The 22291-nt window shown below is 62.5% G+C and carries 21 protein-coding genes and 1 tRNA gene; 10 read left to right on the top strand and 12 right to left on the bottom strand.

All coding sequences use genetic code 11. From position 1 onward, the window contains the following. Positions 1 to 156: 156 nt before the first annotated feature. From rnk to CK627_RS11795, 7 genes are all read left to right on the top strand, one after another. Positions 157 to 552: a nucleoside diphosphate kinase regulator gene (gene rnk, locus CK627_RS11825; RefSeq protein ID WP_005302721.1), complete on the top strand. Its 396-nt coding sequence runs from the start codon at positions 157 to 159 to the stop codon at positions 550 to 552. A 188-nt stretch (positions 553 to 740) separates the two neighbouring features. Further along, a complete protein-coding gene (uhpA, locus tag CK627_RS11820) occupies positions 741 to 1331 on the top strand; it encodes a response regulator transcription factor UhpA (RefSeq protein ID WP_005302722.1) in 591 nt (196 codons plus the stop codon). Beyond that, on the top strand, positions 1328 to 2848 hold the full coding sequence (gene uhpB, locus CK627_RS11815) for a signal transduction histidine-protein kinase/phosphatase UhpB (protein WP_095592422.1): 1521 nt from the start codon (positions 1328 to 1330) through the stop codon (positions 2846 to 2848). Before uhpA ends, uhpB begins: the two co-directional genes overlap by 4 nt. Positions 2849 to 2875: 27 nt before the next feature. Next, the gene (locus CK627_RS11810) at positions 2876 to 4204 is read left to right on the top strand and encodes an MFS transporter (RefSeq protein WP_010633493.1); all 1329 of its coding nucleotides are present in this window, start codon (positions 2876 to 2878) and stop codon (positions 4202 to 4204) included. Between the two features lie 476 nt (positions 4205 to 4680). Further along, positions 4681 to 5469, top strand: a complete 789-nt coding sequence (locus CK627_RS11805; RefSeq protein ID WP_167385330.1) for a transporter substrate-binding domain-containing protein — start codon at positions 4681 to 4683, stop codon at positions 5467 to 5469. Positions 5470 to 5559: 90 nt separating this feature from the next. Next, positions 5560 to 6519 carry an amino acid ABC transporter permease gene (locus CK627_RS11800; RefSeq protein WP_041203158.1) on the top strand — a complete coding sequence of 320 codons (960 nt, stop codon included), beginning with the start codon at positions 5560 to 5562 and terminating at the stop codon, positions 6517 to 6519. After that, the gene (locus tag CK627_RS11795) at positions 6503 to 7246 is read left to right on the top strand and encodes an amino acid ABC transporter ATP-binding protein (protein WP_095592420.1); all 744 of its coding nucleotides are present in this window, start codon (positions 6503 to 6505) and stop codon (positions 7244 to 7246) included. The genes CK627_RS11800 and CK627_RS11795 overlap by 17 nt, the downstream gene beginning before the upstream one ends. A 69-nt stretch (positions 7247 to 7315) precedes the next feature. Here the strand turns inward: CK627_RS11795 and CK627_RS23030 are convergent, their stop codons facing one another. The 3 genes from CK627_RS23030 to CK627_RS11785 all read right to left on the bottom strand — a co-directional run bounded on the left by CK627_RS23030 (position 7316) and on the right by CK627_RS11785 (position 8751). After that, complete coding sequence (locus CK627_RS23030) at positions 7316 to 7426, bottom strand: hypothetical protein (protein WP_254425305.1); 111 nt, start codon at positions 7424 to 7426, stop codon at positions 7316 to 7318. Continuing rightward, complete coding sequence (locus tag CK627_RS11790) at positions 7389 to 7754, bottom strand: DUF2059 domain-containing protein (protein WP_254425304.1); 366 nt, start codon at positions 7752 to 7754, stop codon at positions 7389 to 7391. Before CK627_RS11790 ends, CK627_RS23030 begins: the two co-directional genes overlap by 38 nt. Before the next feature lie 229 nt (positions 7755 to 7983). After that, positions 7984 to 8751, bottom strand: coding sequence for a substrate-binding periplasmic protein (locus CK627_RS11785; protein ID WP_095592419.1), 768 nt, complete (start codon positions 8749 to 8751; stop codon positions 7984 to 7986). Positions 8752 to 8980: 229 nt separating this feature from the next. On the opposite strand from CK627_RS11785, the gene CK627_RS11780 reads away from it, so the two are divergent. Beyond that, positions 8981 to 9820: a sterol desaturase family protein gene (locus CK627_RS11780; protein ID WP_167385329.1), complete on the top strand. Its 840-nt coding sequence runs from the start codon at positions 8981 to 8983 to the stop codon at positions 9818 to 9820. A gap of 65 nt (positions 9821 to 9885) precedes the next feature. Here the strand turns inward: CK627_RS11780 and CK627_RS11775 are convergent, their stop codons facing one another. The 9 genes from CK627_RS11775 to tadA form a co-directional block, all read right to left on the bottom strand. Then, on the bottom strand, positions 9886 to 11286 hold the full coding sequence (locus tag CK627_RS11775) for a basic amino acid/polyamine antiporter (RefSeq protein ID WP_095592417.1): 1401 nt from the start codon (positions 11284 to 11286) through the stop codon (positions 9886 to 9888). Between the two features lie 9 nt (positions 11287 to 11295). Further along, the gene (locus CK627_RS11770) at positions 11296 to 12198 is read right to left on the bottom strand and encodes a homocysteine S-methyltransferase family protein (protein ID WP_095592416.1); all 903 of its coding nucleotides are present in this window, start codon (positions 12196 to 12198) and stop codon (positions 11296 to 11298) included. A 269-nt stretch (positions 12199 to 12467) separates the two neighbouring features. Next, on the bottom strand, positions 12468 to 13010 hold the full coding sequence (locus CK627_RS11765; protein ID WP_167385328.1) for a hypothetical protein: 543 nt from the start codon (positions 13008 to 13010) through the stop codon (positions 12468 to 12470). A 22-nt stretch (positions 13011 to 13032) separates the two neighbouring features. Then, a complete protein-coding gene (gene paeA / locus CK627_RS11760) occupies positions 13033 to 14349 on the bottom strand; it encodes a polyamine export protein PaeA (protein ID WP_017786247.1) in 1317 nt (438 codons plus the stop codon). A gap of 192 nt (positions 14350 to 14541) precedes the next feature. Then, positions 14542 to 15252 carry a phosphate signaling complex protein PhoU gene (gene phoU / locus CK627_RS11755; protein WP_005302735.1) on the bottom strand — a complete coding sequence of 237 codons (711 nt, stop codon included), beginning with the start codon at positions 15250 to 15252 and terminating at the stop codon, positions 14542 to 14544. A 179-nt stretch (positions 15253 to 15431) separates the two neighbouring features. Continuing rightward, positions 15432 to 16250 carry a phosphate ABC transporter ATP-binding protein PstB gene (gene pstB, locus CK627_RS11750; RefSeq protein ID WP_005302736.1) on the bottom strand — a complete coding sequence of 273 codons (819 nt, stop codon included), beginning with the start codon at positions 16248 to 16250 and terminating at the stop codon, positions 15432 to 15434. Positions 16251 to 16424: 174 nt separating this feature from the next. Next, positions 16425 to 18074 carry a phosphate ABC transporter permease PstA gene (pstA, locus tag CK627_RS11745; RefSeq protein WP_017778548.1) on the bottom strand — a complete coding sequence of 550 codons (1650 nt, stop codon included), beginning with the start codon at positions 18072 to 18074 and terminating at the stop codon, positions 16425 to 16427. Between the two features lie 32 nt (positions 18075 to 18106). Beyond that, on the bottom strand, positions 18107 to 20344 hold the full coding sequence (locus CK627_RS11740) for an ABC transporter permease subunit (RefSeq protein WP_095592415.1): 2238 nt from the start codon (positions 20342 to 20344) through the stop codon (positions 18107 to 18109). Between the two features lie 206 nt (positions 20345 to 20550). Further along, on the bottom strand, positions 20551 to 21090 hold the full coding sequence (gene tadA / locus CK627_RS11735; protein ID WP_017783968.1) for a tRNA adenosine(34) deaminase TadA: 540 nt from the start codon (positions 21088 to 21090) through the stop codon (positions 20551 to 20553). 269 nt (positions 21091 to 21359) lie between these two features. On the opposite strand from tadA, the gene CK627_RS11730 reads away from it, so the two are divergent. Further along, positions 21360 to 21436, top strand: a tRNA-Pro gene (locus CK627_RS11730). 267 nt (positions 21437 to 21703) lie between these two features. Continuing rightward, positions 21704 to 21850 (top strand): hypothetical protein, encoded by a 147-nt coding sequence (locus CK627_RS22840; RefSeq protein ID WP_164465069.1) that lies wholly within the window; start codon positions 21704 to 21706, stop codon positions 21848 to 21850. The last annotated feature ends 441 nt before the right edge of the window (positions 21851 to 22291 follow it).

Raw genomic sequence — 22291 nt, 5'->3', positions numbered from 1 at the left:
AAGTCTGCTCACACCCCGTTGAGCCCCCGCCCTCGCCCCTGACAGCGAGTCGTTGGGGGCATCGCATTCCCGATCTGTTTTTTCGTATCGCACACTCTTTTTTCGGCCAGCTTGCCCGTCATCCTGGCCATCAGACCCATTGATAAGGAATATCTTATGAAACAGCCACATCTCGTGATTTCCAGCCTGGATCTCGATCGCATCGAGCAGCTGCTCGGCAACCATCCCCAGCACCTGGCCCTGCAGGAGGAGCTGGATCGCGCCGAGATCCGCGAACCGGCCGACATGCCGCCGGACGTGGTGACCATGAACAGCACGGTGCGCTTCAAGATGCAGAGTAGCGGCAACGAATTCTGCCTGACCCTGGTCTACCCGCGGGACGTACAGGGAGACGAGTCGAAGATCTCCGTGCTGGCCCCGGTCGGCAGTGCTCTGCTTGGGCTCAAGGTGGGTGACAGCATCGCCTGGCCGGGCCCGGCCGGTCGCACCATCCAGGTGGAGATCCTGGAGGTGGTCTACCAGCCGGAGCGTGCCGGCGAGCTGCACCGCTAGCCCTCCCGGGCACGCGCCGGCCTGCATGACGGCGCCGGGCGTGCCCCTGCAGCTGATCCCGATCAAGCTTTGCCGCAGAAGTGGCGCCAATCCTGCCTTCCGGCCCCGCTTTCACTTGAGCCGGGACGAGGGGGCAGGTATCTTGTTGGCCGCGCCAGCACCCTGGCCGCAGATTTCAGGCTGACATCATGATTAAGATTGCCCTCATCGACGATCACCAGATCGTCCGCTCCGGTTTTGCCCAACTGCTCAATCTCGAACCCGACCTGCGGGTGGTGGCCGAATTCGGCTCCGCCGCCGAGGCGCTGGCGGGTCTGCCCGGCAGCGGGGTACAGCTGTGCGTGTGCGACATCTCCATGCCGGATCAATCCGGGCTGGACCTGCTCAAGCGCCTCCCCTCGGGGCTGGCCGTGGTGATGCTGTCGGTGCACGACAGCCCGGCCCTCATCGAGCAGGCCCTGCAGGCCGGCGCCAAGGGGTTCCTCTCCAAGCGCTGCAGCCCGGACGAGCTGATCGCCGCGGTGCGCACCGCCGCCCATGGCGGCTGCTACCTCACCCCGGACATCGCCCAAAAGCTCGCCTGCAACAGCCAGGATCCCCTCACCAATCGGGAGCGGGAAGTGGCCCAGCTGCTGGCGCGGGGACTGGAGGTGAAGGCCATCGCCGAGCAGCTCGGCCTCTCCCCCAAGACGGTGCACGTGCACCGCGCCAACCTGATGGACAAGCTCAAGGTCAGCAACAACGTGGAACTGGCCCACCGCATGCTGGACAGCTGGTGATCGCTCGTCTGGCCAGCTATGTCGCCATCTCGCTGGCGGCCTGCTTCATCTTTGCCGCCGGCTGGTTTTGCCTGTGGAGCATTGGCCTGCATCTGGCGGGCTCCCCCATGCTGGCGGCCCTGCTGTTCCCCTTCGGCCTGCGGCTGGGGCTGCTCTTGCAAAGCCCGCTCGCCTACTGGCCGCCGCTGCTGCTGTGCGAATCCCTGCTGCTCTACTGGCTCAACCAGGAGGTGGGGCTGCCGCTGTGGCCGCTCATTCAGGCGGGCAGCCTGCTCACCCTGCTGCCGCTGCTCATCGCCCGCCGCCAGCCGGTGCGCAACGACTGGCAGCAGTTGCTGGTGCTGCTGGCCACCGTCACGGTGGCGGCCGGGCTGCAATCCCTGCTCTGGCACCTGGCCGGCGAGGATGGCCTCACCGCCCTGCTGCTCACCCTCACCGGCGGGCTGACCCTCACCTCCACCTGCATGCTGATCTGGCACTACCTCACCCGCGCCACCTGGGTGCCGCTCGGCCCTGCGCTGGTGGATCAACCGGTGGACTGGCGCTTTCGCCACCTGGTCTGGTATCTGCTGCTGTTCGTGCTGAGCCTCTGGCTGCAGCTCGGCCTGCCGGACTCGCTGGTGCGCTTCACCCCGTTTTGCCTGGCCATTCCCATCATCGCCATGGCCTGGCGCTACGGCTGGCAGGGGGCCCTGCTCGCCACCCTGATGAACACGGTGGCGCTGATGGCCGGCCAGGCCTGGCACGATCATCCGCTCGATCTGCTGCTCTCCCTGCTGGCCCAGAGCCTCACCGGCCTGCTGCTCGGTGCCGGCATCCAGCGCCAGCGCGAACTCAACCAGGCGCTGACCCGCCAGCTCGCCCACAACCGCCAGCTCACCGAACGGCTGCTGGAGACCGAAGAGAGCATCCGCAAGGAGGTGGCGCGCGAGCTGCACGACGACATCGGCCAGACCATCACCGCCATCCGCACCCAGGCCGGCATAGCGCGCCGGTTGGCGCCTGACAACGCCGGGGTGGGCCAGAGCAGCGCCCTTATCGAGACCCTGTCGCTTGGCATCTACGACGCGGTGCGCGGCCTGCTCGGCCGGCTGCGCCCCCGCCAGCTCGACGACATGAGCCTGGAGCAGGCGGTGCGCGCCCTGCTGCGCGAGCTTGAGCTGGAGCGCCGTGGCATCGTTACCCGGCTGGAGTGGCAGCTGGCGGACACCGGCCTCTCCGATGCCCAGCGGGTCACCCTGTTTCGGGTCTGTCAGGAGGGGCTCAACAACGTGGTCAAACACGCCAACGCCAGCTCGGTCACCATCCGGGCCCAGCGTCAGGGGGAGCGACTGACCCTGCTGCTGGAAGACGATGGCTGCGGCCTGCCCGAGCACCGCACGCCCCAGGGCTACGGCCTGCTCGGCATTCGCGAGCGGGTGCAGGCGCTGGGGGGCTCGCTGCAACTCTCCTGCGTACACGGCACCCAGCTGACCGTGACCCTGCCCGATCGCAAGCGGGAGGAAAACCATGAATAAGCCCACTCTCCGACCGGGAGCGCTTCCATGCTGAGCTTTATGCGCAGTGCGCCGCCCCAGCCCCTCATCCGCGATCAGGCCGAGATCGACGCCTGTTATCGCCACTGGCGGCTGCACATACTGCTGACCATGTACCTGGGCTATGCGGTCTTCTACTTCACCCGCAAGAGCTTCAACTTCGCCATGCCGGACATGCTGGCAAGCGGCATGCTGGCCAAGGCCGACATCGGCATGCTGTGGACCCTGTTCTACATCACCTACGGCTGCTCCAAGTTCTTCTCCGGCATCATCAGCGACCGCGCCAACCCGCGCTACTTCATGGGCCTCGGCCTGATGGCGACCGGGGTCATCAATATCCTGTTCGGGCTCTCGTCGTCGCTGTGGCTGTTCGCCGCCCTCTGGGTTGCCAACGCCTTCTTCCAGGGCTGGGGCTGGCCCCCCTGCTCCAAGCTGCTCACCAGCTGGTATTCGCGCAGCGAACGTGGCTTCTGGTGGTCGGCCTGGAACACGGCCCACAACGTGGGCGGCGCGCTCATCCCCCTCATCGTCAGCACCCTCGCCCTGCAGCACGGCTGGCGCTACGGCATGATAGTGCCCGGCCTTATCGCTATCGTCGCGGGGCTATTTCTCTGCTGGCGGCTGCGAGATACCCCGAGCGCCATGGGTCTGCCCACGGTGGGCGAGTGGCGCAGCGATGCGCTGGAGCTGGCCCAGCAGACTCAGGATGCGGGGCTCTCCCATCGCCAGATCCTGCGCAAGTACGTGCTCGGCAACCCCTATATCTGGCTGCTGGCCTGCTGCTACGTGCTGGTCTACGTGGTGCGCACCGCCATCAACGACTGGGGCAATCTCTACATGACCGAGCAGCGCGGCTTCAATCTGATGAGCGCCAACTCGGCCATCTCCATGTTCGAGGTGGGGGGCTTTATCGGTGCCCTGGTGGCGGGCTGGGGATCGGACAAGCTGTTCAACGGCAACCGCGGGCCCATGAACCTCATCTTCGCGGTGGGGATATTGCTCTCGGTGGGGTCGCTGTGGCTGATGCCCTTCTTCAGCTACGTGATGCAGGCGGCCTGCTTCTTCACCATCGGCTTCTTCGTGTTCGGCCCCCAGATGCTGATCGGCATGGCGGCGGCGGAGTGCTCCCACAAGAACTCGGCGGGGGCCGCCACCGGCTTCGTCGGCCTGTTCGCCTACATGGGGGCAGCGCTGTCGGGCTATCCGCTGGCCAAGGTGATGGAGATCTGGCACTGGCAGGGCTTCTTCGTGGTCATCTCGGTGGCGGCCGGCGTCTCCGCCCTGTTGCTGCTCCCCTTCCTCAAGGCGCAGGCCCCCCGCCCTCGCGAGGTGGCCTGACTCCCCCCGGCCAACCGACCCGTCTCTTGATTTGATCGCGGCGCAGCCGGTCTGCGCCTGCCACCCACACCTCTCTGCCAACTCCCTTTACCACTTATGTGAAGCTGATTGTGGGCGCACGCCAGCCGGCTGAGCAGCAATTGGCACTGCTGACGGCGGGTCCCCTTGTAACAAAATGTGCTGAATACATTTTGGGCTTGAACCCGCCCCATTAGATAGATATGTTGTTTTCGTGTGATTTTATGAGTGTCGCCACGGGAAAAATGCGCCACTAACCTATTGAGTCATCTGGCACAATCGGCATTTGGTACATTTTTCACTCAGCTGGTAGCGAATAGAATCCCATATGGGGCTTTCGCCTCAATCAAGACAATAATCCTGTCTTGCCCTGTTGCCGGATGCAGCAGTCTCTTGTGCCACGGAGTCGCACGGGATCAGGTTCAAGGCTGAACACACTTTTGACAGAGACGTCACTTATGATCAAAAAACTCATTCTCTCTACCCTGCTGCTGTGCGGGCTGGCCAACGCGGCCCCCAGTTCCACCCTGGATGCCGTGCTGGAGCGCGGCGTGCTGCGGGTCGGTTTCGACGCCGGCTATCAACCCTTCGAGATGACCAACAAGCAGGGCCAGTACATCGGCTTTGACGTGGATCTGGCCAAGCTGGTCGCCAAGGAGATGGGCGTGAAGGTGGAGTTCGTCAACACCGCCTGGGATGGCATCATCCCCGCGCTCTTGACCGACAAGTTCGACGTCATCATGGGCGGCATGACCGTCACCCCCCAGCGCAACCTGCGCGTCAACTTTGCCGACCCCTACATCGTGGTCGGGCAGACCATCGTCCTGCGCAAGGACAAGGCCGGCGAGATCAAGTCCTTCACCGACCTCAACGACCCCAAATACAAGATTGCGGTCAAGCTCGGCACCACCGGCGAGCAGGCGGTCAAGCGCCTGATCCCCAAAGCCACCCTGCTGCAGTTTGAAACCCAGGATGACGCCAAGCTGGAAGTGATCAACGGCAAGGTCGACGCCTTCGTCTACGACCTGCCCTACAACGCCATCTTCGCCACCCAGAACAAGGGCGCCGTGGTGCATCTGGACAAGCCGTTCACCTTCGAACCGCTGGCCTGGGCCATCCGCAAGGGGGATCAGGACACCCTCAACTGGTTCAACAACTACCTGCGCCAGATCAAGGGCGACGGCAGCTACGACCGCCTCTACAAGAAGTGGTTCGAATCCACCGCCTGGCTTGATCAGCTCAAGTAACCTCGCAAGGGGCGGCCCGCCGCCCCTTCACGCAGATCCCCACACAATAACTACAACGAGGTTGCGACAGTGCACAACCCAACAAGACAGATGGAAAAACAACCCAATCAACTGCTCTGGCACGGCGTCTTCCTGCTGATCGTGCTGGCCGCCCTGTTCGGCATCTACAAGGCGGTGCAATCGGTGGATTACACCTGGCGCTGGGAGCGGATCCCCCAATACATCGCCTACCAGGCGGAGCAGAAAAATTACGCCGAGTTCGACGGCACCGTGGTCGCCGGCACCACAGAGGCCGACAAGGGCAAGCTGTTCCTGCAAAACGATCTCGATCCCAACCAGCGTCAGCCCATCGCCGTCAGCGGTGGTCAGGTGGCGCAAGGGGACACCGTCTTTCGCGGCGATACCCTCGACACCCAGCTGAGCTGGACCGCCGGCCCCATCGCCTGGGGCGTCTGGATGACCATCAAGCTCTCGCTGGTAGCGGGCATCTTTGCCATCCTGCTCGGCACCCTGGCGGGGCTGGCACGGCTCTCCCCCAATCCGGCCCTGCGCAACCTGGCGATCACCTATGTGGAGCTCATCCGCGGCACCCCGCTGCTGGTACAGATCTTCATCGTCTACTTCTTTATCGGCACTGTACTCAATCTGGATCGCTTCACCGCCGGGGTGGCGGCACTGGCGGTCTTCACCGGCGCCTACGTGGCGGAAATCGTCCGTGCCGGCATCAGCTCCATCCACAAGGGGCAGATGGAAGCGGGTCGCAGCCTTGGCATGACCTCGGCCCAGACCATGCGCTACGTGATCCTGCCGCAAGCCTTCAAGCGGGTACTGCCGCCGCTGGCGGGCCAGTTCATCAACCTCATCAAGGACTCCTCGCTGGTGTCGGTCATCTCCATCACGGATCTCACCAAGGCGGGACGGGAGGTGGTGAGCTCCACCTTCAGCCCGTTCGAGGTGTGGTTCACCGTGGCCCTGCTCTATCTGGTGCTGACCGGCACTCTCTCCTTCCTTGTACGCCGTCTGGAGGTGAAATATGCGCGCAGCAACTGATCCGATTATCAAGGCAAGCTCAGTGGAGAAGTTCTACGGCAGCGAGGTGCACGCCTTGAAAAACGTCAGCACCCAGGTGGCCGAAGGGGAAGTGGTGGTGATCGTCGGCCCCAGCGGCTCGGGCAAATCCACCTTCCTGCGCACCCTCAACCAGCTGGAGACCATCAACGACGGCCAGATCGTGGTGGATGGCATCAGCCTGACCGAGCCTGGCGACGTCAACAAGCTGCGAGAAGAGGTGGGCATGGTGTTCCAGTCCTTCAACCTCTTCCCCCATCTGAGCGTGCTGGACAACATCTGCCTTGCACCGCAAAAGGTGCGTGGGCTGTCGCGCAAGGACGCCGAGGACAGAGCCAAGGCCCTGCTGCTCAAGGTTGGGCTCTCCAACAAGGCCCAGAGCTACCCCTCCCAGCTCTCCGGCGGCCAGCAGCAGCGGGTGGCCATCGCCCGGGCGCTCGCCATGCAGCCGCGCATCATGTTGTTTGACGAGCCCACCAGCGCACTCGACCCCGAGATGGTCGGCGAGGTGCTGGACGTGATGAAGGGGCTGGCCCGCGAGGGGATGACCATGGTGGTGGTCACCCACGAGATGGGTTTTGCCCGGGAAGTGGCGGATCGGGTGCTGTTCATGGAGAGCGGCGAGCTGCTGGTGGACGAGAAGCCGGCGGATTTCTTCGACAATCCCCCCTCCCCGCGCCTGTGCCAGTTCCTGAGCCAGGTGCTCTAAGGGATAACGCACAAAAAGAAAGAGGGAGCCCATGGCTCCCTCTTTGCGTTGATACCCTGCCGACTGCGTCTATTTTGTCGCTTTGCGCTTTGCTTCATCCAGCATGGCTTGCAGTGCCGGCATGTTGCGCTCGGCCAGGGATTTACCCACCAGTGAGCTCTCCTGAAAGATGGCCGGCATGGTATCCAGGGATTTTTTCCCGACCGGGCTCTGATAGAAGGCGATCAGCTCCTTGAAGCTCGGCTTCGGTGAAATGCTTACGGTAGATGGCGGCCACCTCGGCACTCATGGCTGGCCAGGAGAGGTAACGGTTCACCCAGGCCTCCAGTACATCGCGGTGCTGGGCCAACTCCTGTGCATGTTCGCCGGCGCCTCGGATGATCAGCGGGATCATCTGTGCCTGCATCTGGGCCTGCAGCTGCTCCGCCTGCTGCTCGCTGTTGAGCAGACTGACCAGCTCCTGAGCGGGATCGGCCCACACACCGCCACTCCACAACAGGGCGATCACAGCCCCTCTTTTCACCCACTGCATAACTGCCTCTCTAACCATTTGAAAACAACAGGTTACATTGAATTTTCAAACAGACCAGTCGCCAGATGGTGATGAGGCATGAGGGAGTGCGGTTGTCATATGGGCAAGTTCAAGCTGACTATAAAAGCAACAGAGGGACTCATAGTCCCTCTGTTGCTTGGCCGATACGACGGGAAGGCTGAATCTGACCGGCTCCATCATCAGTTCAGCGCGGGGACTTTCCCAGGTATTGCTCCACTATGGTCCGGATCCCGTCCCGCTTCTTGAGTTCGTAGAGATGCTTGTCGAACTGCTCGACAAAGTCCTCCTTGAAGTCGAACTCCCCCTTGCGGCTGTAGCCGAGAAACCCCTGCTCCCGGCTGAGCACGGGCCCCTGCTTGAGCTGGGACATGTCGGCCACCGCCAGCTGGTTGCCCTTGATCATGCTGAGCAGCTCATAGAGCAGCGAGAGCCGGTCGTTGACGGTGCAGTCCACCCGGCCGCGCACGATCTTGAGCAGGTTCTCCCGGTTGCTCTTCACCTCCTCCAGCCCGATCTTCTGCTCTTTGATCGCCTGCCAGAAGAGGGCGCCACCGATGGTAAAACCGGCATTCATGCCAAAGCGCAGGCCGTAGTAGTCGGTCGGGAACTGCGCCTGCGGGGTGTTGACGGCCACCCCGGTGCCACACATCACCACCAGCTCTTCGTCGAGCAGGGGCTGGGAGTAGGGCCACATCCAGGGGCGACCGTCGGGCAGGTAATAGGGCGGGAAGATGGCGAAGGCGCTGCCCTGCTCCACCATGCTCAGACCCCGTCGCCAGGGCATGGCCTTGATCACCACCTCGTAGCCATCCATGGACGCCGTCACGCTGCGCACTATGTCGGCATAGATCCCCTTGACCTCCTCTCCCTCCTGCCAGGAGTAGGGGGGATAGTTGGCATCGGCCAGGATCTCGACCCGGGTCTTGGCCTGCGCCAGCAGGCAGACCCCCATCAACAAACAACACCACAGCCGCATCATCTGCCACTCCAGAGGTAGAAAGCCTCATCAAGCATAGTCACTGCACCCGCCGCTCAGGGAGTCGTCATACCAATTGATGGGCCGCCGTTGGCCACATGCCACATCAAGCTCCAGCTGAACACACCCACCGCAGCAAAATGTTAATGAAAGTTTGCATTCATCCTTTATGCTGGAGAGCAATTGCTCTGACTGGATACCCGACATGGATGTGCAACTGCTCCTGCTCTACCTCTCGCCGATCTTTGTGGCCTTTATCGGCTGGGAGATGCTCTACCTGCGCAAGCATGGCGCCGCCTTTCCCAGCGCCGGCTACCAGTGGAAGGATCTCTTCGCCAACGCCACCCTGGCGCTGATGCATCAGGGGGGAGACGCGCTGGCGGCCATCGCCATCGCCTACCTCTACGACATCCTCTGGGGCTGGCGGCTGCTGGACATAGGGCTGAACGTCTGGAGCCTGTTGCTGCTCTTCCTGTTGCAGGATCTCTGCTACTGGCTGTTCCACTTCGCGAGCCACCATGTGCGCTGGCTCTGGGCCTCCCACGTGGTGCACCACAGCTCGGAGCGGCTCAACCTCTCCACCGCCTTTCGCCAGAGCCTGATGTACCCGGTCTCCGGCATGTGGCTGTTCTGGATCCCCATGATCCTCATCGGTTTCCCGCCCGAGGCCGTGGTGGCCACCGTGCTCTTGAGCCTGGGCTTCCAGTTCTTCGTCCACACCCAGGTGGTGGGCAAGCTTGGCTGGCTGGAAGCCATCTTCAACACCCCCTCCCACCACAGGGTGCACCACGCCAGCAACGCCAAATATATCGATCGCAACTTCGCCGGGGTGCTCATTATCTGGGACCGGCTGTTCGGTACCTTCGTGGAAGAAGACTTAGGCGAGCCGTGTCGCTTTGGCATCACCAAACCCATCCACAGCTTCAACCCGCTCACCCTCACCTTCCACGAGTGGCGCGACATGCTGCAAGAGGCCCGGGGCCTCCCCTGGCGACAGAAGCTCGCGGTGCTGTTCGGCAAGCCGGCCGGCCCCGCCAGCCGCTAGGCACAACGTCGCAGACAAAAAGAGAGCGCCCCTTGGGCGCTCTCTTGCATTGGGTCACCACCCGGTCAGACGTGGGCAAAGGTCCAGACGGCGGGAATGAGGCTCAGCAGCGTCACCCCGGCCAGCAGCCGCTCGCGTCCGCTCAGGGGCTGCTCGGCCCTGAGCTGACGGCGGCTGTAGAGGAACAGCAGCAGACCCGGCCCGTAGAGCAGCAAGGAGAGCAGCAGGTACTCCATTCCGGCGGCGTAGAGCAGCCAGAAACCATAGCTGCTCGATACCAGCGCCACCGCTCGCATCAGGAGGTTCCCCTGCCCGCTGGAGGCGAGCTTGAGCAGGAACAGGCCGATCAGCAGGTAGGGCACCAGGATCATGGAGGTGGAGACGAGCAGCAGGTTGGTGTAACCCTTGCCAAGCAGCCACACCAGCAGCAGGCAGCCCTGCACCGTCAGGCTGGTAAGCCAGAGCGAGGCTATGGGGGTGCCGTTGCGGTTCTGACGCCGGAAGATAGCCGGGAAGGCGCCGTGATGCGCCGCACTGAACGGCACCTCGGCCGAGAAGAGGGTCCAGCTCACGTAGGAGGCGAGCACCGAGACGATGAGGCCGGCGCTGATGAGCAGCTTGCCCCAGGAGCCCGTCATCTGGGCCATCAGCCCCGCCATGGAGGGGTTGGGCAGGGCCGCTAGCTCGGGGCGACTCAATATCCCGAGCGCCAGCACCGAGATGAGCACATAGAGCAGCAGCGCCAGCACCACCCCGAGCACGGTGGCCGTGCCCACGTCCCGCCTGTTTCTGGCCCGGGCCGACAGCACCGCCGCCCCCTCGATGCCGGTGAAGACCCAGAGGGTGATCAGCATGGTGTTGCGCACCTGCTCGGAGACCGGCGTCGCCAGAGTGCTGCCCTCCTGATCCGCCGCGAAGGTGACCGGGTCGAACCAGTAGCAGGCAAACAGGATGAACAGCAGCAGCGGCAGGCTCTTGGCCAGGGTCGCCACCAGGTTGAACAGGGCCGCCTGCTGCACGCCGCGGGCCACCAGCAAGTGCACCGCCCAGAGGATGCAGGACTCGCCGATGAAGGCCGCCAAGGTGTTGCCCTCGCCAAACCAGACCCGCTCCGGGGTGTCGACGAAGCTGCCCAGCGCCGCGAAGGCGATCACCAGATAGCCCACCACGCCGATGGTGGCGCACAGCCAATAGCCCCAGGCGGAGAAGAAACCCACCAGATCGCCGAAACCGGCCCGGGCATAGCTGTAGATGCCGCCATCGAGCTCCGGCCTTAAGCGCGACAGATAGAGAAAACTCATGGCGAGCGCCAGGATGCCGACCCCGGTGATGGCCCAGCCGATCAGCACGGCGCGCGCGCCGGCCACCTCGGCCATGTTCTGGGGCAGGCTGAAGATCCCCGCCCCCACCATGGAGCTGAACACCAGTGCAGTGAGGGACCAGAGCCCGATCTTGCTCTCTTTCATGGGCGCTCCTTAACGCAGCCGGCTGGCCAGCGCCTCAATGTGTTCCGGGCCGATGCCGCAGCAGCCGCCGATGAGGCTTGCCCCGGCAGCGCGCCAGCGCTCGGCCCAGCCAAGGTAATCCAGCGGTCCCAGATCGGTGCGGATCTCGTCCAACCCGTCGTTGGCGGTCGCCTCCTTGGGCTGGGGCGGGAAGGCGTTGGCATAGGCGCCGAGGCGCACGTCGGTGCGCCCCAGGGCATGCAGGCCGGCCCTGGCCACCTTGAGCGCGGCGTCGATCACCTCGGGCTGGCAGCAATTGAACAGGATGGCGTTCACCCCGGCCGATGCCAACGCGGTCACGGCATCCGCCACCCGCTCGCCGGAGCGCAGGGTCGGTTCGCTACCCGGCGCCTCGTCTTCCAGGGTGAAGGAGACCCAGAACGGCTTGCCATCCTCGGGCAGCAGGGCCTGGATGGCCAGCGGCTCGGCGATGAGGCTCATGGTCTCCGCCAGCCAAAAATCTACTCGGGGGGAGAGCGCCCGAATAAGCGGGGTCGCCAGCTCGCTCACCCGGCCTGCGTCGAACAGGTCGGCACGGTAGGATCCAAAGAGCGGCGGCAAGGAGCCGGCCACCTGCACGCTACCCGGCTGCTCGTCAGCCACCTCGCGGGCCAGCTGACCGGCCAGCGCCGCCAGCTCCTCCCCCTCTGCCGCAAAACGCGCCTCACCGATATGAAACGGCACCAGCGCATAGCTGTTGGTGGTGATGACCTGGGCCCCGCTCGCCGCATAGGCCCGGTGCACCTCTCGCACCGTCTCGGGGGCCTCCATCAGGGCCAGCGCCGACCACTCCGGCTGGCGAAACGGCGCGCCCCGCCGTGCCAGCTCGCGCCCCATGCCGCCATCCAGTATCCACAATGCCTGCGTATCCATCTGTCTCGTCTCTTGTTGTGTTGTTGTCTTGCTGTGCGGGACTGTGCGCTTTATCCGTTGCGCCTGCCCCGGCGGCGCGGCAACCCGTCGCCATCGTCACCCTGAATAAATCAGCCATAAAAACATATAGATGTTTAGATGGCCAAAACAAGATAAAGCAAAGCCCGCCCGACGGCAACCGGCATCACCGCAAAACCACAAACTCAGAAGGCAGAAAAGCAAGAGGCCACCCTAAGGTGGCCTCTTGTGGCAACAGATGAACTGGTGGCTCAACGCCCGGCCAGTACCCGCTTGGTCTGTCTGACCCAGTCGGAAACTCGACCCTGCTGGGGATACCCCTGCCAGATCTGCTCCCACTGGGCGGGGCTGAGCGGGCGCCCCAACCGGCGCTGCACCCCGGCATAGAGGTAGTCGTGGGCCGTGGTACGGGCCTGGGCAGAGGTGAGGAACTTGGCCACCGGGTCGGTCAGGCGCACGTCCCGCATGCCGAGCAGCGGATAGTCGCTGTGCACCGCCGCCAGCATGGTCTCACGCATGGCCGACTCGATGTAGCCACGGGCAAACAGGGCGGTTACCGACTCGAGCGAACCTTGATCCGGGCCGTGATACTCCTCGTCGAACACCGGGCTCGGCTCCGCCACGGCGCTTTGCACCACCGCATCGGGATCCGGCTGCGGCATGACCACGGCAGCCTTGGGAGCGGCCGGCTTGGCGACGGGAGTGGCCTTGCGCGGTGCGCTCTGGCTGCAGGCACCGAGTGCCAGGGCGAGCGCTACACAGGCCAGCGCACGGGAATGAGACTGCATCTTCATGATTGCTAACGAGCTCCTTTTACTATTCCTGAGCGGGCTTGTCGGCCGGCGTGGCCTCGACCCGGGTGACCAGCAGCTGGTCAATCTTGTAGCTGTCGATGTCCACCACTTCAAACTTGTAACCGGCGTATTTGACCGAGTCGGTTCGCTTGGGGATCTTGCGCAGCATGTACATGATGAAGCCGGCGATGGTTTCATAATTCTGGTTTTCCGGGAACTCCTCGATGTCGAAGGCACGCATCACGTCGGAGATGGGGGTCACCCCGTCCACCAGCCAGGAGTTCTCGTCCCGCTGCACTATCTGCTCTTCCACCACGTGGGTGGCCCACTCGCCCATGACGGTACTCATCAGGTCGTTCATGGTGACGATACCCACCACCAGCGCGTACTCGTTCATCACCACCGCAAAGTCGCCGCGATGGTTCTTGAAGTACTCCATCGCCTCGTAGAGGTTGAGGGTGTCGGGGATGATGATGACGTTCTGCACCAGGGAGCCGCTGTTGAGATCGATGCTCTGGCCGCTGATGACCCGGATCAGCAGTTCCTTGGAGTCGACGAAGCCCTTGATGCTGTCGAGGTTGTGGTCGCACACCAGGAACTTGTTGTGGGGGTGCTCGGCGATCTTGGCCTTGATGCTCTCCTCCCCCTCTTGCAGGGTGAAGTAGATGAGGCTCTCGCGCGCCGTCATGGCCGAGGTGACACCGAGGGACTGCAGCTCGAACACGTTCTCGATGAGCTGATGCTCCTCGCGCTGGATGACGCCGGCCTCGGCCCCCGCATCCATCACCGCATAGATGTCGTCGGAGGTGATCTCGTCGTTGCGCACCATGGAGATACGCAGCAGGCGGAACAGGCCGTTGGCCATGCCATTGAACAGCCACACCAGCGGCATCAGCAGGGTGACGCACAGCAGCATGGGGCGCACCACCACCACGGCGATCCGCTCCGGCATGGTCATGGCGAGGCGCTTGGGCATCAGATCGGCGATGAGAATGAACATGCCGGTGACGAACACGAAGGAGGTCGCCGAGCTGATTTCACTCAGCCAGGGCCCCTGATAAAACTCGGAGACCAGCTCCTTGATGGCCGGGTTCAGGGCGGATTCGCCCAGGATACCGCCCAGGATGGCGACGGTATTGAGCCCGATCTGCACCACGGTAAAGAAGTTGCCCGGCTGGGCCTGCAGTGCCAGTACCTTTTCGGCATGGCGGTTGCCCTCATCGGCCATCACCTGCAACTTGATCTTGCGGGAGGCGGCGAGGGAGATCTCGGAGAGAGAGAAGAACACGCTGCCGGCAACCAGCAGCATCAGGAAAAATAAACTATCGGCAAAACTCATGATTAACCTATTGCTACACCCGCCTTAGCACAAGACGGCAAACTGGGTCCGGGAGACCGGACCGTGAGTCGATCCGGAACTCACACAGGGGGCATATTCTAGCAGAAAAGCGCCAGTCGGGTGGCGATATCTTGCACTGACTGAAAAGGCAACAAAAAAGGCGCTCAAAGCGCCTTTTTATTCATTTCAGACTCACCCTTTCCCCAGCAGGGTGCCCAGGTCGTCTGCCTTGGTGTGGCGCACGTCCTTGCCTTTCACGTAGTAGACGATGTATTCGCAGATGTGCTGGCAACGATCGCCGACCCGCTCGATGGCTCGCGCCGCCCACAGCACGTTGAGCACCTGCGGTATGGTGCGCGGATCTTCCATCATGTAGGTCATCAGCTCGCGAATGATGGACTCGTACTCCCGGTCCACCTTGTCATCTTCCTTGTAGACCGCCAGTGCAGCATCGAGATCCATGCGGGCGAAGGCGTCCAGCACGTCGTGCAGCATCTTGATGGTGCGGCGGCCCATGTTCTCCAGCGACACCAACGGCGGTTGCGGCTTGTTGGCGTTGTCGGTCAGCATCCGAGCAATCTTGTCCGCCACGTCGCCGATGCGCTCGAGATCGGTGATGGTCTTGATGATGGCCATCACCAGCCGCAGGTCGGAGGCGGTGGGCTGGCGCTTGGCGATGATACGGGTGCACTCCTCGTCGATCGCCACTTCCATGGCGTTGACGTTATGGTCGTTGGCCACGATCTTGCGGGCCGCGTCCAGATCCTGATCGTGGATCGCCGCGATGGCGTCGGTCAGCTGCTGCTCCACCAGCCCGCCCATCACCAGCACCTGGTTGCGCACGCTCTCGAGCTCGGCATTGAACTGACCGGAGATGTGTTTGTTGAGGTTCATATTGTCCATACCAATAATCCTTGATGCTCCGAGTATGCCTTAGTCGTTGAACTGACGGGTAATCTGTTTGTTGATGCTCATCTTGCTCATCCCCATAACCCTTGTTGCACCAACACGCCCTAGTCGTTGAACTGACCGGTAATCTGTTTGTTGATGCTCATCTTGCTCATCTCCATCGCCAGCATCCCTTAGCCGTAACGACCGGTGATGTAGTCTTCGGTCTTCTTCTTGGCCGGGGTGGTGAAGATGGTGTTGGTGTCCGAGTACTCGATGAGCTCACCCATGTACATGAAGGCGGTCTGATCCGAGACCCGCGCCGCCTGCTGCATGTTGTGGGTCACGATCACCACGGTGAACTGGCTCTTGAGCTCGTTGATCAGCTCCTCGATGGTGAGGGTGGAGATGGGGTCGAGCGCCGAGGTCGGTTCATCGAGCAGCAGCACTTCCGGCTCGATGGCGATGGCGCGGGCGATCACCAGCCGCTGCTGCTGACCACCGGAGAGGCCGAAGGCGTTGTCGTGCAGGCGATCCTTCACCTCGTCCCACAGGGCCGCGCCGCGCAGGGAGCGCTCGGCCGCCTCGTCCAGGGTGCGTCTGTCATTGATGCCCTGCAGGCGCAGGCCATAGACCACGTTCTCGTAGATGGACTTGGGGAAGGGGTTGGGACGCTGGAACACCATGCCCACCTGACGGCGCAGAGCAGAGACATCGACGCTCTTGTCGTAGATGTTGTGGCCGTGCAGCTGAATTTCGCCCTCGATGCGGCAGATCTCCACCAGGTCGTTCATCCGGTTGATGCAGCGCAGCAGGGTGGACTTGCCGCAGCCGGAAGGGCCGATAAAGGCAGTGACCTGACCCTTGGGGATCTTCATGTTGACGTTGAACAGCGCCTGCTTGTTGCCGTAGTACAGGTTGAGATCCTTCACTTCCAGCGCGGTCTGCTCCGGGCTCAGGTTGAGCAGGTCGGTCGCGGTGTGCTGGGTCGCTGCGGTCGTTACGTTGATCATCTGTTACCTCAAAATCTGTCGGTGGCGGCGGGCACTCTCATTGCCCGCGGCCGGAACGCTTGGCTGGCAGGGAACCCCGTTCCCTGCCCGTCTCTGTGGTGCTGGTCTATCAATGTTCCAGCGACCGGAATTTTTCACGCAAGTGGTTGCGGATGCCCATCAGGCTCATCGTCATCAATGTTCCAAAGAGCGGAACTTCTCACGCAGGTGGTTGCGGATACCGATGGCCGTCAGGTTGAGGCCGACGATCACCGTCACCAGCAGGAAGGAGGTGGCGTAGACCAGGGGACGCGCCGCCTCGACGTTGGGGCTCTGGAAGCCGACGTCATAGATGTGGAAGCCCAGATGCATGAACTTGCGCTCCACGTGCAGATACGGGAAGTTGCCGTCCATCGGCAGGGTCGGCGCCAGTTTCACCACCCCCACCAGCATCAGCGGCGCCACCTCACCGGCCGCGCGGGCGATGGCCAGAATGAGGCCGGTCATGATGGCCGGGCTCGCCATGGGCAGCACGATGCGCCACAGGGTCTCGGCCTGGGTGGCACCCAGCGCGAGGGACCCCTGGCGGATGGTGCTCGGGATCCGGGCCAGCCCCTCTTCGGTGGAGACGATCACCACCGGCAGGGTCAGGATGGCCAGGGTCAGCGCCGACCAGATGACGCCAGGGGAGCCGAAGGTCGGGCTCGGCAGCGCTTCCGGATAGAACAGCTGGTCCAGCGAACCACCGAGGGTGTAGACGAAGAAGCCCAGACCGAACACGCCGTACACGATGGAGGGCACGCCCGCCAGGTTGATCACTGCGATGCGGATGATCTTGGTCAGGCTGTTCTTGCCCGCGTACTCGTGCAGGTAGACCGCTGCGATGACCCCCAACGGAGTCACGATGATCGCCATCAGGAACACCATGAAGACGGTGCCGAAGATGGCCGGGAATACCCCGCCCTCAGTGTTGGCCTCGCGCGGATCGTCGGAGACGAACTTACCGATCTGGTGGAACCAGTAACCCACCTTGGCCGGCAGGCTCATGTCGTTGGGCCACACCACGTCCAGTACCTTGGACATGGGCATGGTCACCAGCTCGCCGCGCATGTCCTTGACCGTGATGCTGTCTCTGTCTGCCTGGGCACGCAGGGAGAAGAGCTCCTTCTCCAGCACCTGATAGCGATCGTTGAGAGCCTGACGCTCGCTCGCCAGCTCGGCTTTAAGCTGATCGGTCAGCTTGTCATCCAGCTCGGCCTTGCGCTCTTTCAGGCGCAGCCGCTCCAGTTGATAGTTGATGCTGCCGATGTCCCCTTTTTGCAGATCGTCGGCTTGGCTTGAGAGGCCGTTGGCCCGCGCCAACACCCGCTGCAGGGCAGGATGCAGATCCGAGGTGAGCTCGCGGCCATCCTCTTTCACCGCGACGATATAGCCGTAGAAGTTGCCGTTGGTGGCGCGCTCCACCATGGCCAGCTCCGCCGGCAGGCTCTGGGACTTGATGTCGGTCTCCAGCACCCAGCGGAAGTCCAGGTCGACGAACTCGCGGTTGCCGGTCTTGACCAGATAGCGGGTCAGCAGCTCGCGCTCCTCCCCTGCCAGCGGCAGGCCGGCGGCCCGCAGCCGCTCGACCGGCACCAGCTCGCGGTCGTTGATTTCGCCGATCAGCACGCTCTTGTTGCCCTGGGCGTCTTCCAGTTGCCACTCATAGATGGGGTGGGGCCAGAAGTAGACCAGACCACGCCAGCCGATCAGCAGCAGCAGACCCAGTACCGCTACCAGACTCAGGCTGACGGCGCCGCCGGTCATCCAGATCCAGGGGGCCCCCGATTTAAACCACTTACCCATTGTCGATTCCTCGATCCTTACAGAGCAGCCCATCACAGGGAGCTGTATTTTTCACGCAACCGCTGACGGATGAACTCGGCCAGGGTATTGAACAAGAAGGTGAACACGAACAGCACGAAGGCGGCGAGGAACAGTACCCGATAGTGAGAGCTGCCCACTTCCGATTCCGGCATCTCCACCGCGATGTTGGCGGCCAGAGTGCGCAGCCCCTGGAACATGGAGAAGTCCATGATGGGGGTATTGCCGGTGGCCATCAGCACTATCATGGTCTCGCCCACGGCGCGGCCAAGGCCCATCATCACCGCCGAGAAGATGCCCGGGCTGGCGGTGAGGATCACCACCCGGCTCAGGGTCTGCCACGGGGTGGCACCGAGGGCCAGGGAGCCCTGAGTGAGGTGCTTGGGCACCGAGAAGACGGCGTCTTCGGCGATGGAGAAGATGGTGGGAATGACCGCAAAGCCCATGGCGATGCCGACCACCAGGGAGTTGCGCTGGTCAAACTTGATGCCCATGTCGTGGGTCAGCCAGATGCGCGAGTCACCGTGCATGAAGGCGTTCTCGATGAGCGGGCTCACCGCGAAGGCGCCCCAGCCAATCAGCAGCAGTACCGGGATCAGCAGGATGGCGTGCCACCCCTCCGGCAACCAGGATTTGCCGCGCTCCGGCAGGTAGTTCCAGATCAAGGCGGTCAGCAGCATCCCCATCGGCAACAGGATAAGCAGCAGCACCACGCCGGGCAGCGCCCCCTCGATGATGGGTGCGAGCCACAGACCCGCCAGGAAGCCGAGGATAACGGTCGGCAGGGCCGCCATGATCTCCACCGTCGGCTTGACGTATTTGCGCAGCCCCGCCGACATGAAGTAAGCGGTATAGATGGCGCCGGCGACGCCGAGCGGCACCGCAAACACCATGGCATAGAAGGAGGCCTTGAGGGTGCCGAACACCAGCGGCACCAGGCTCAGCTTGGCCTCGAAGTCGTTGCTGGCGGAGGTGGACTGCCAGACGTACTGGGGCTCGGGGTAGCCTTCATACCACACCTGTTGCCAGAGCGCCGACCAGGTTACCTCGGGGTGTTCGTTCTCCACCGCAAACAGCTTGAAGGCGTCCCCCTGCTGCATCAGCAGCACGTTGTGACGGGGGGAGATTGCCAGCGCCGACAGGGCGCCGCCCTCCACCTTCTCGCTCAGCAGCTTGGTTTCGCCGGTGGCGTGGAAGAAGCTGATGGAGCCACTCTTGTCGGCACTGATGAAACCCTTGCGAAAATGTTCGGGGGTCAGCTGCGCCACGGCACCATCGCCCTTGAAGTCGCGGATCTGGGTGAACTGGCGCTTGCCATCCCGGGCCACTTCGAACCACTGGGAGATGACGCCATTGTCGTTGCCCACCAGCAGGGAAGAGGCGCCGGAGAGCAGCTCGACCCGGGTCACGTTGGCATCGGGGGCGTTGATCTCCAGCACGTTGCGCAGGGAGATGTCGTTCAGGTTGTGAATGTCGTAGACCGAGAGGCGGTTGCCATCGCGCACGAACAGGATGCGCAGGTTGGGGGTCAGCAACATCTGATCCACGTGACGCGGCAGGGAGGGGATGGTGTAGTTCTGGGCGCTCCACTCGACTTCGCCGGAGAGGAAGTTCTCCTCGCCGCTCATCACCATCATGACGCCGCGACCATCAGCGGTCACGGCCGCGGTGGCCATCTTGTCCTTGGTGGCTTCAAATACCATCAGCGACAGCGCCTTGCCCGCAGGGTCCACCACGACCGGCTCTTCGCCGAAGGGGTACTGCAGACTGGGTTCGATGACCCGCACGTCGTTGGGATAGGAGACCTTGAAAGCGGGCTGCACCACCTGGGCCTTGCCGTCGGCAAAACCGTAGGCCATCAGCTTCTGGCCCGGCGACGGCGGCGCGACGGCGGTGATGTCACCCTTTACCTGTGCCTGACCGAGCGACTGGCCCACCTTGACCTTGCCATCATTCTGGACGGCAAAGAAGTTGACCTGACCCTGGTCGCTGAAGCGATAGCCGATCTCGTTCTGCTCCTCCACCCCGAGCCAGGCGGTCTTGCCCTGAATGGGCAGGGTAAACGATGCGGTCGGCTCCATGGAGGCGCCGTTGAAGATGGGTTTCACCACATAGAGCAGATAGAAGAAAATAAGCAACAGGGCGACCAGTACCAGGGCTCCGCCCGTGGTCACCCCGTACTTGGCCAACTTATCCTTGATACGGCGCTTTCTGCTCCCCGCCATAACCAGGTGCAACGATTCCGATGACATGCAAAACCTCAATGTGAGCTAGGCTTGGCGGCATTATATGGCGGTTGCATGACAGTTTTGTTACATGAAGGTCCCGTGAACCGGGCTTATTTGCAGGCAAGAAAGCGGCATCAAAGATGCCATGAAGAAAATGGCAAGCGACTGTTTTATAAAGTTAAAAATGTAGCGCAAGCGCCGCGGGAGCGCACCGCTTGCGCCAATGCGTCTCAATCGTCGGCGGCCGGGGTTTGTTGCAATGCCAATCTGGCGGCTTTTTTCTCGGCGCGGCGACGCCTGAAGAAATCCGACAGCTGGGCCGAGCAGGCCTCTGCCAGCACGCCGCCGGTCAGCTCGACCCTGTGATTGTGACGCGGGTCCTGCAGGATCTCGAACACTGAGCCGGCCGCCCCGGTCTTCAAGTCCCGCGCGCCATAGACCACCCGCTTGACCCGGCTGTGGATCAGGGCACCGGCACACATGCAGCAGGGCTCCAGGGTCACATAGAGGGTGGTGTCGAGCAGACGGTAATTTTGCAGCCGCTCGCCGGCAGCCCGGAGCGCCATCACCTCGGCATGGGCACAGGCATCGTGCTCGCTGATGGAGCGGTTCCAACCCTCTGCGACGATCTCCTCCCCCAGCACCAGCACGGCGCCCACCGGGATCTCGCCGATCCCCTCGGCCCTGGCGGCCAGCGCCATGGCATGGCGCATCCAGCGTTCGTCCTGCTCGTGCTGGCTCGCCTGTGCTGCAACGTCCGATGGTTTCACGCCCTGCTCCTCTCTGACTGGTTGATGACGACAGATCATGCTGTCGGCGAAAGACGGTATCACGGCCCCATGCCGCCGATCTCTGTGGCATAGGTCCCGCCATCCATGCCCGCGGCGGGGCGGCGATTATGCCAAATCCCGCTGGCGCCCCCAAGTTCCATCTGTGCTGAGCAATAAAGAAGCAGTCAGCATCTCTATGATAAAAAAGGAGTTGCGTCCAAAGGTGCGGAACATTAGACTTCCTCCCCGTCAGCACAGACTGACCTTGTCGGCGTGTAGCGCAGCCAGGTAGCGCACTGTCATGGGGTGTCAGGGGTCGGAGGTTCAAATCCTCTCACGCCGACCATCATTCCCCGAAAATAGCCCAGTCCAGCGACTGGGCTATTTTTTTGCCCGTCATCCCGATCTTCACCCGCCGTTAGCCTCTCGGGCCACACCCTCTCCGTCAAAGAGTCACCAATCAGTTGCGGTACGGATTTTATTCAGAACCGCTTGAAACCTTTCGAGAGTATCGCTAGGATACGCGACTTTTCCGCCGGCAATTCGTACAGGGAGGTGGAAACCCGGGTGATGGAGTCACCAACCGGCTTGCAATCCAGTGAGGCAAGCACCCATGACGCAAGCAGTTGAAACACAACCCGAACACTCTCCCCTGCCCCAGCCGGCCACCGAAACCGGTGCCAACCAGTATGTGGCCGAGCATGGCCCCATCGTACGGCTCGACATCGTCGATCTGGCGGCGCCGGACGATGACTACTGAACCGTCAGCCCTGTCGTCAACCCTTTCCTGTCACGGGAGATCAGGGTCGCGACACTCGGGATCATCTCCCCTTCATACCTCCTTTGAGGGCCAGGATGGCCCGCTGATACAAATAACAACAATATCCTGCGTAACGAAATAGCGGCAGTCATATCTGCTACCAGCATCCCTCCCCTCACCTGCACACGCCATTCCCCGAGGTGATACAAACCTACGTTATTGCCCATCACTTTCTCACTCGGCTGCCACCGGACCCCATTTGGTCCCATTGAGCGACTTAAGTTTTAAACAACCGTTCTCCAGCCAATGCCAGAAGGCACCAAGCGATTGCTGGGTTGCTCAAACGCATTTCATACGGACGTTTTTTGAAAGCTTGGAGTGAGGTCGGGATTTGTTTTTGCATTTGTAATTTTATTACGTAATAAGTTACATCCCATCGAC

The organism is Aeromonas dhakensis (assembly GCF_002285935.1).
Classification (GTDB): domain Bacteria; phylum Pseudomonadota; class Gammaproteobacteria; order Enterobacterales; family Aeromonadaceae; genus Aeromonas; species Aeromonas dhakensis.
Note: the sequence above shows the minus strand (reverse complement) of the source record. Positions and strands in the feature narration are given on the sequence as shown.

Coding starts and splice junctions, on each gene's coding strand:
- CK627_RS11795 (WP_095592420.1), top strand. CDS start 6,503: ATGCGCGCAGCAACTGATCCGATTATCAAGGCAAGCTCAGTGGAGAAG.
- paeA (WP_017786247.1), bottom strand. CDS start 14,349: ATGAGTTTTGCCGATAGTTTATTTTTCCTGATGCTGCTGGTTGCCGGC.
- CK627_RS11810 (WP_010633493.1), top strand. CDS start 2,876: ATGCTGAGCTTTATGCGCAGTGCGCCGCCCCAGCCCCTCATCCGCGAT.
- rnk (WP_005302721.1), top strand. CDS start 157: ATGAAACAGCCACATCTCGTGATTTCCAGCCTGGATCTCGATCGCATC.
- CK627_RS22840 (WP_164465069.1), top strand. CDS start 21,704: ATGACGCAAGCAGTTGAAACACAACCCGAACACTCTCCCCTGCCCCAG.
- CK627_RS11740 (WP_095592415.1), bottom strand. CDS start 20,344: ATGTCATCGGAATCGTTGCACCTGGTTATGGCGGGGAGCAGAAAGCGC.
- pstA (WP_017778548.1), bottom strand. CDS start 18,074: ATGGGTAAGTGGTTTAAATCGGGGGCCCCCTGGATCTGGATGACCGGC.
- phoU (WP_005302735.1), bottom strand. CDS start 15,252: ATGGACAATATGAACCTCAACAAACACATCTCCGGTCAGTTCAATGCC.
- CK627_RS11785 (WP_095592419.1), bottom strand. CDS start 8,751: ATGGGGGTCTGCCTGCTGGCGCAGGCCAAGACCCGGGTCGAGATCCTG.
- CK627_RS11765 (WP_167385328.1), bottom strand. CDS start 13,010: ATGAAGATGCAGTCTCATTCCCGTGCGCTGGCCTGTGTAGCGCTCGCC.
- uhpA (WP_005302722.1), top strand. CDS start 741: ATGATTAAGATTGCCCTCATCGACGATCACCAGATCGTCCGCTCCGGT.
- CK627_RS11775 (WP_095592417.1), bottom strand. CDS start 11,286: ATGAAAGAGAGCAAGATCGGGCTCTGGTCCCTCACTGCACTGGTGTTC.
- pstB (WP_005302736.1), bottom strand. CDS start 16,250: ATGATCAACGTAACGACCGCAGCGACCCAGCACACCGCGACCGACCTG.
- CK627_RS11800 (WP_041203158.1), top strand. CDS start 5,560: ATGGAAAAACAACCCAATCAACTGCTCTGGCACGGCGTCTTCCTGCTG.
- CK627_RS11780 (WP_167385329.1), top strand. CDS start 8,981: ATGGATGTGCAACTGCTCCTGCTCTACCTCTCGCCGATCTTTGTGGCC.
- CK627_RS11805 (WP_167385330.1), top strand. CDS start 4,681: ATGATCAAAAAACTCATTCTCTCTACCCTGCTGCTGTGCGGGCTGGCC.
- CK627_RS23030 (WP_254425305.1), bottom strand. CDS start 7,426: ATGCCGGCCATCTTTCAGGAGAGCTCACTGGTGGGTAAATCCCTGGCC.
- CK627_RS11770 (WP_095592416.1), bottom strand. CDS start 12,198: ATGGATACGCAGGCATTGTGGATACTGGATGGCGGCATGGGGCGCGAG.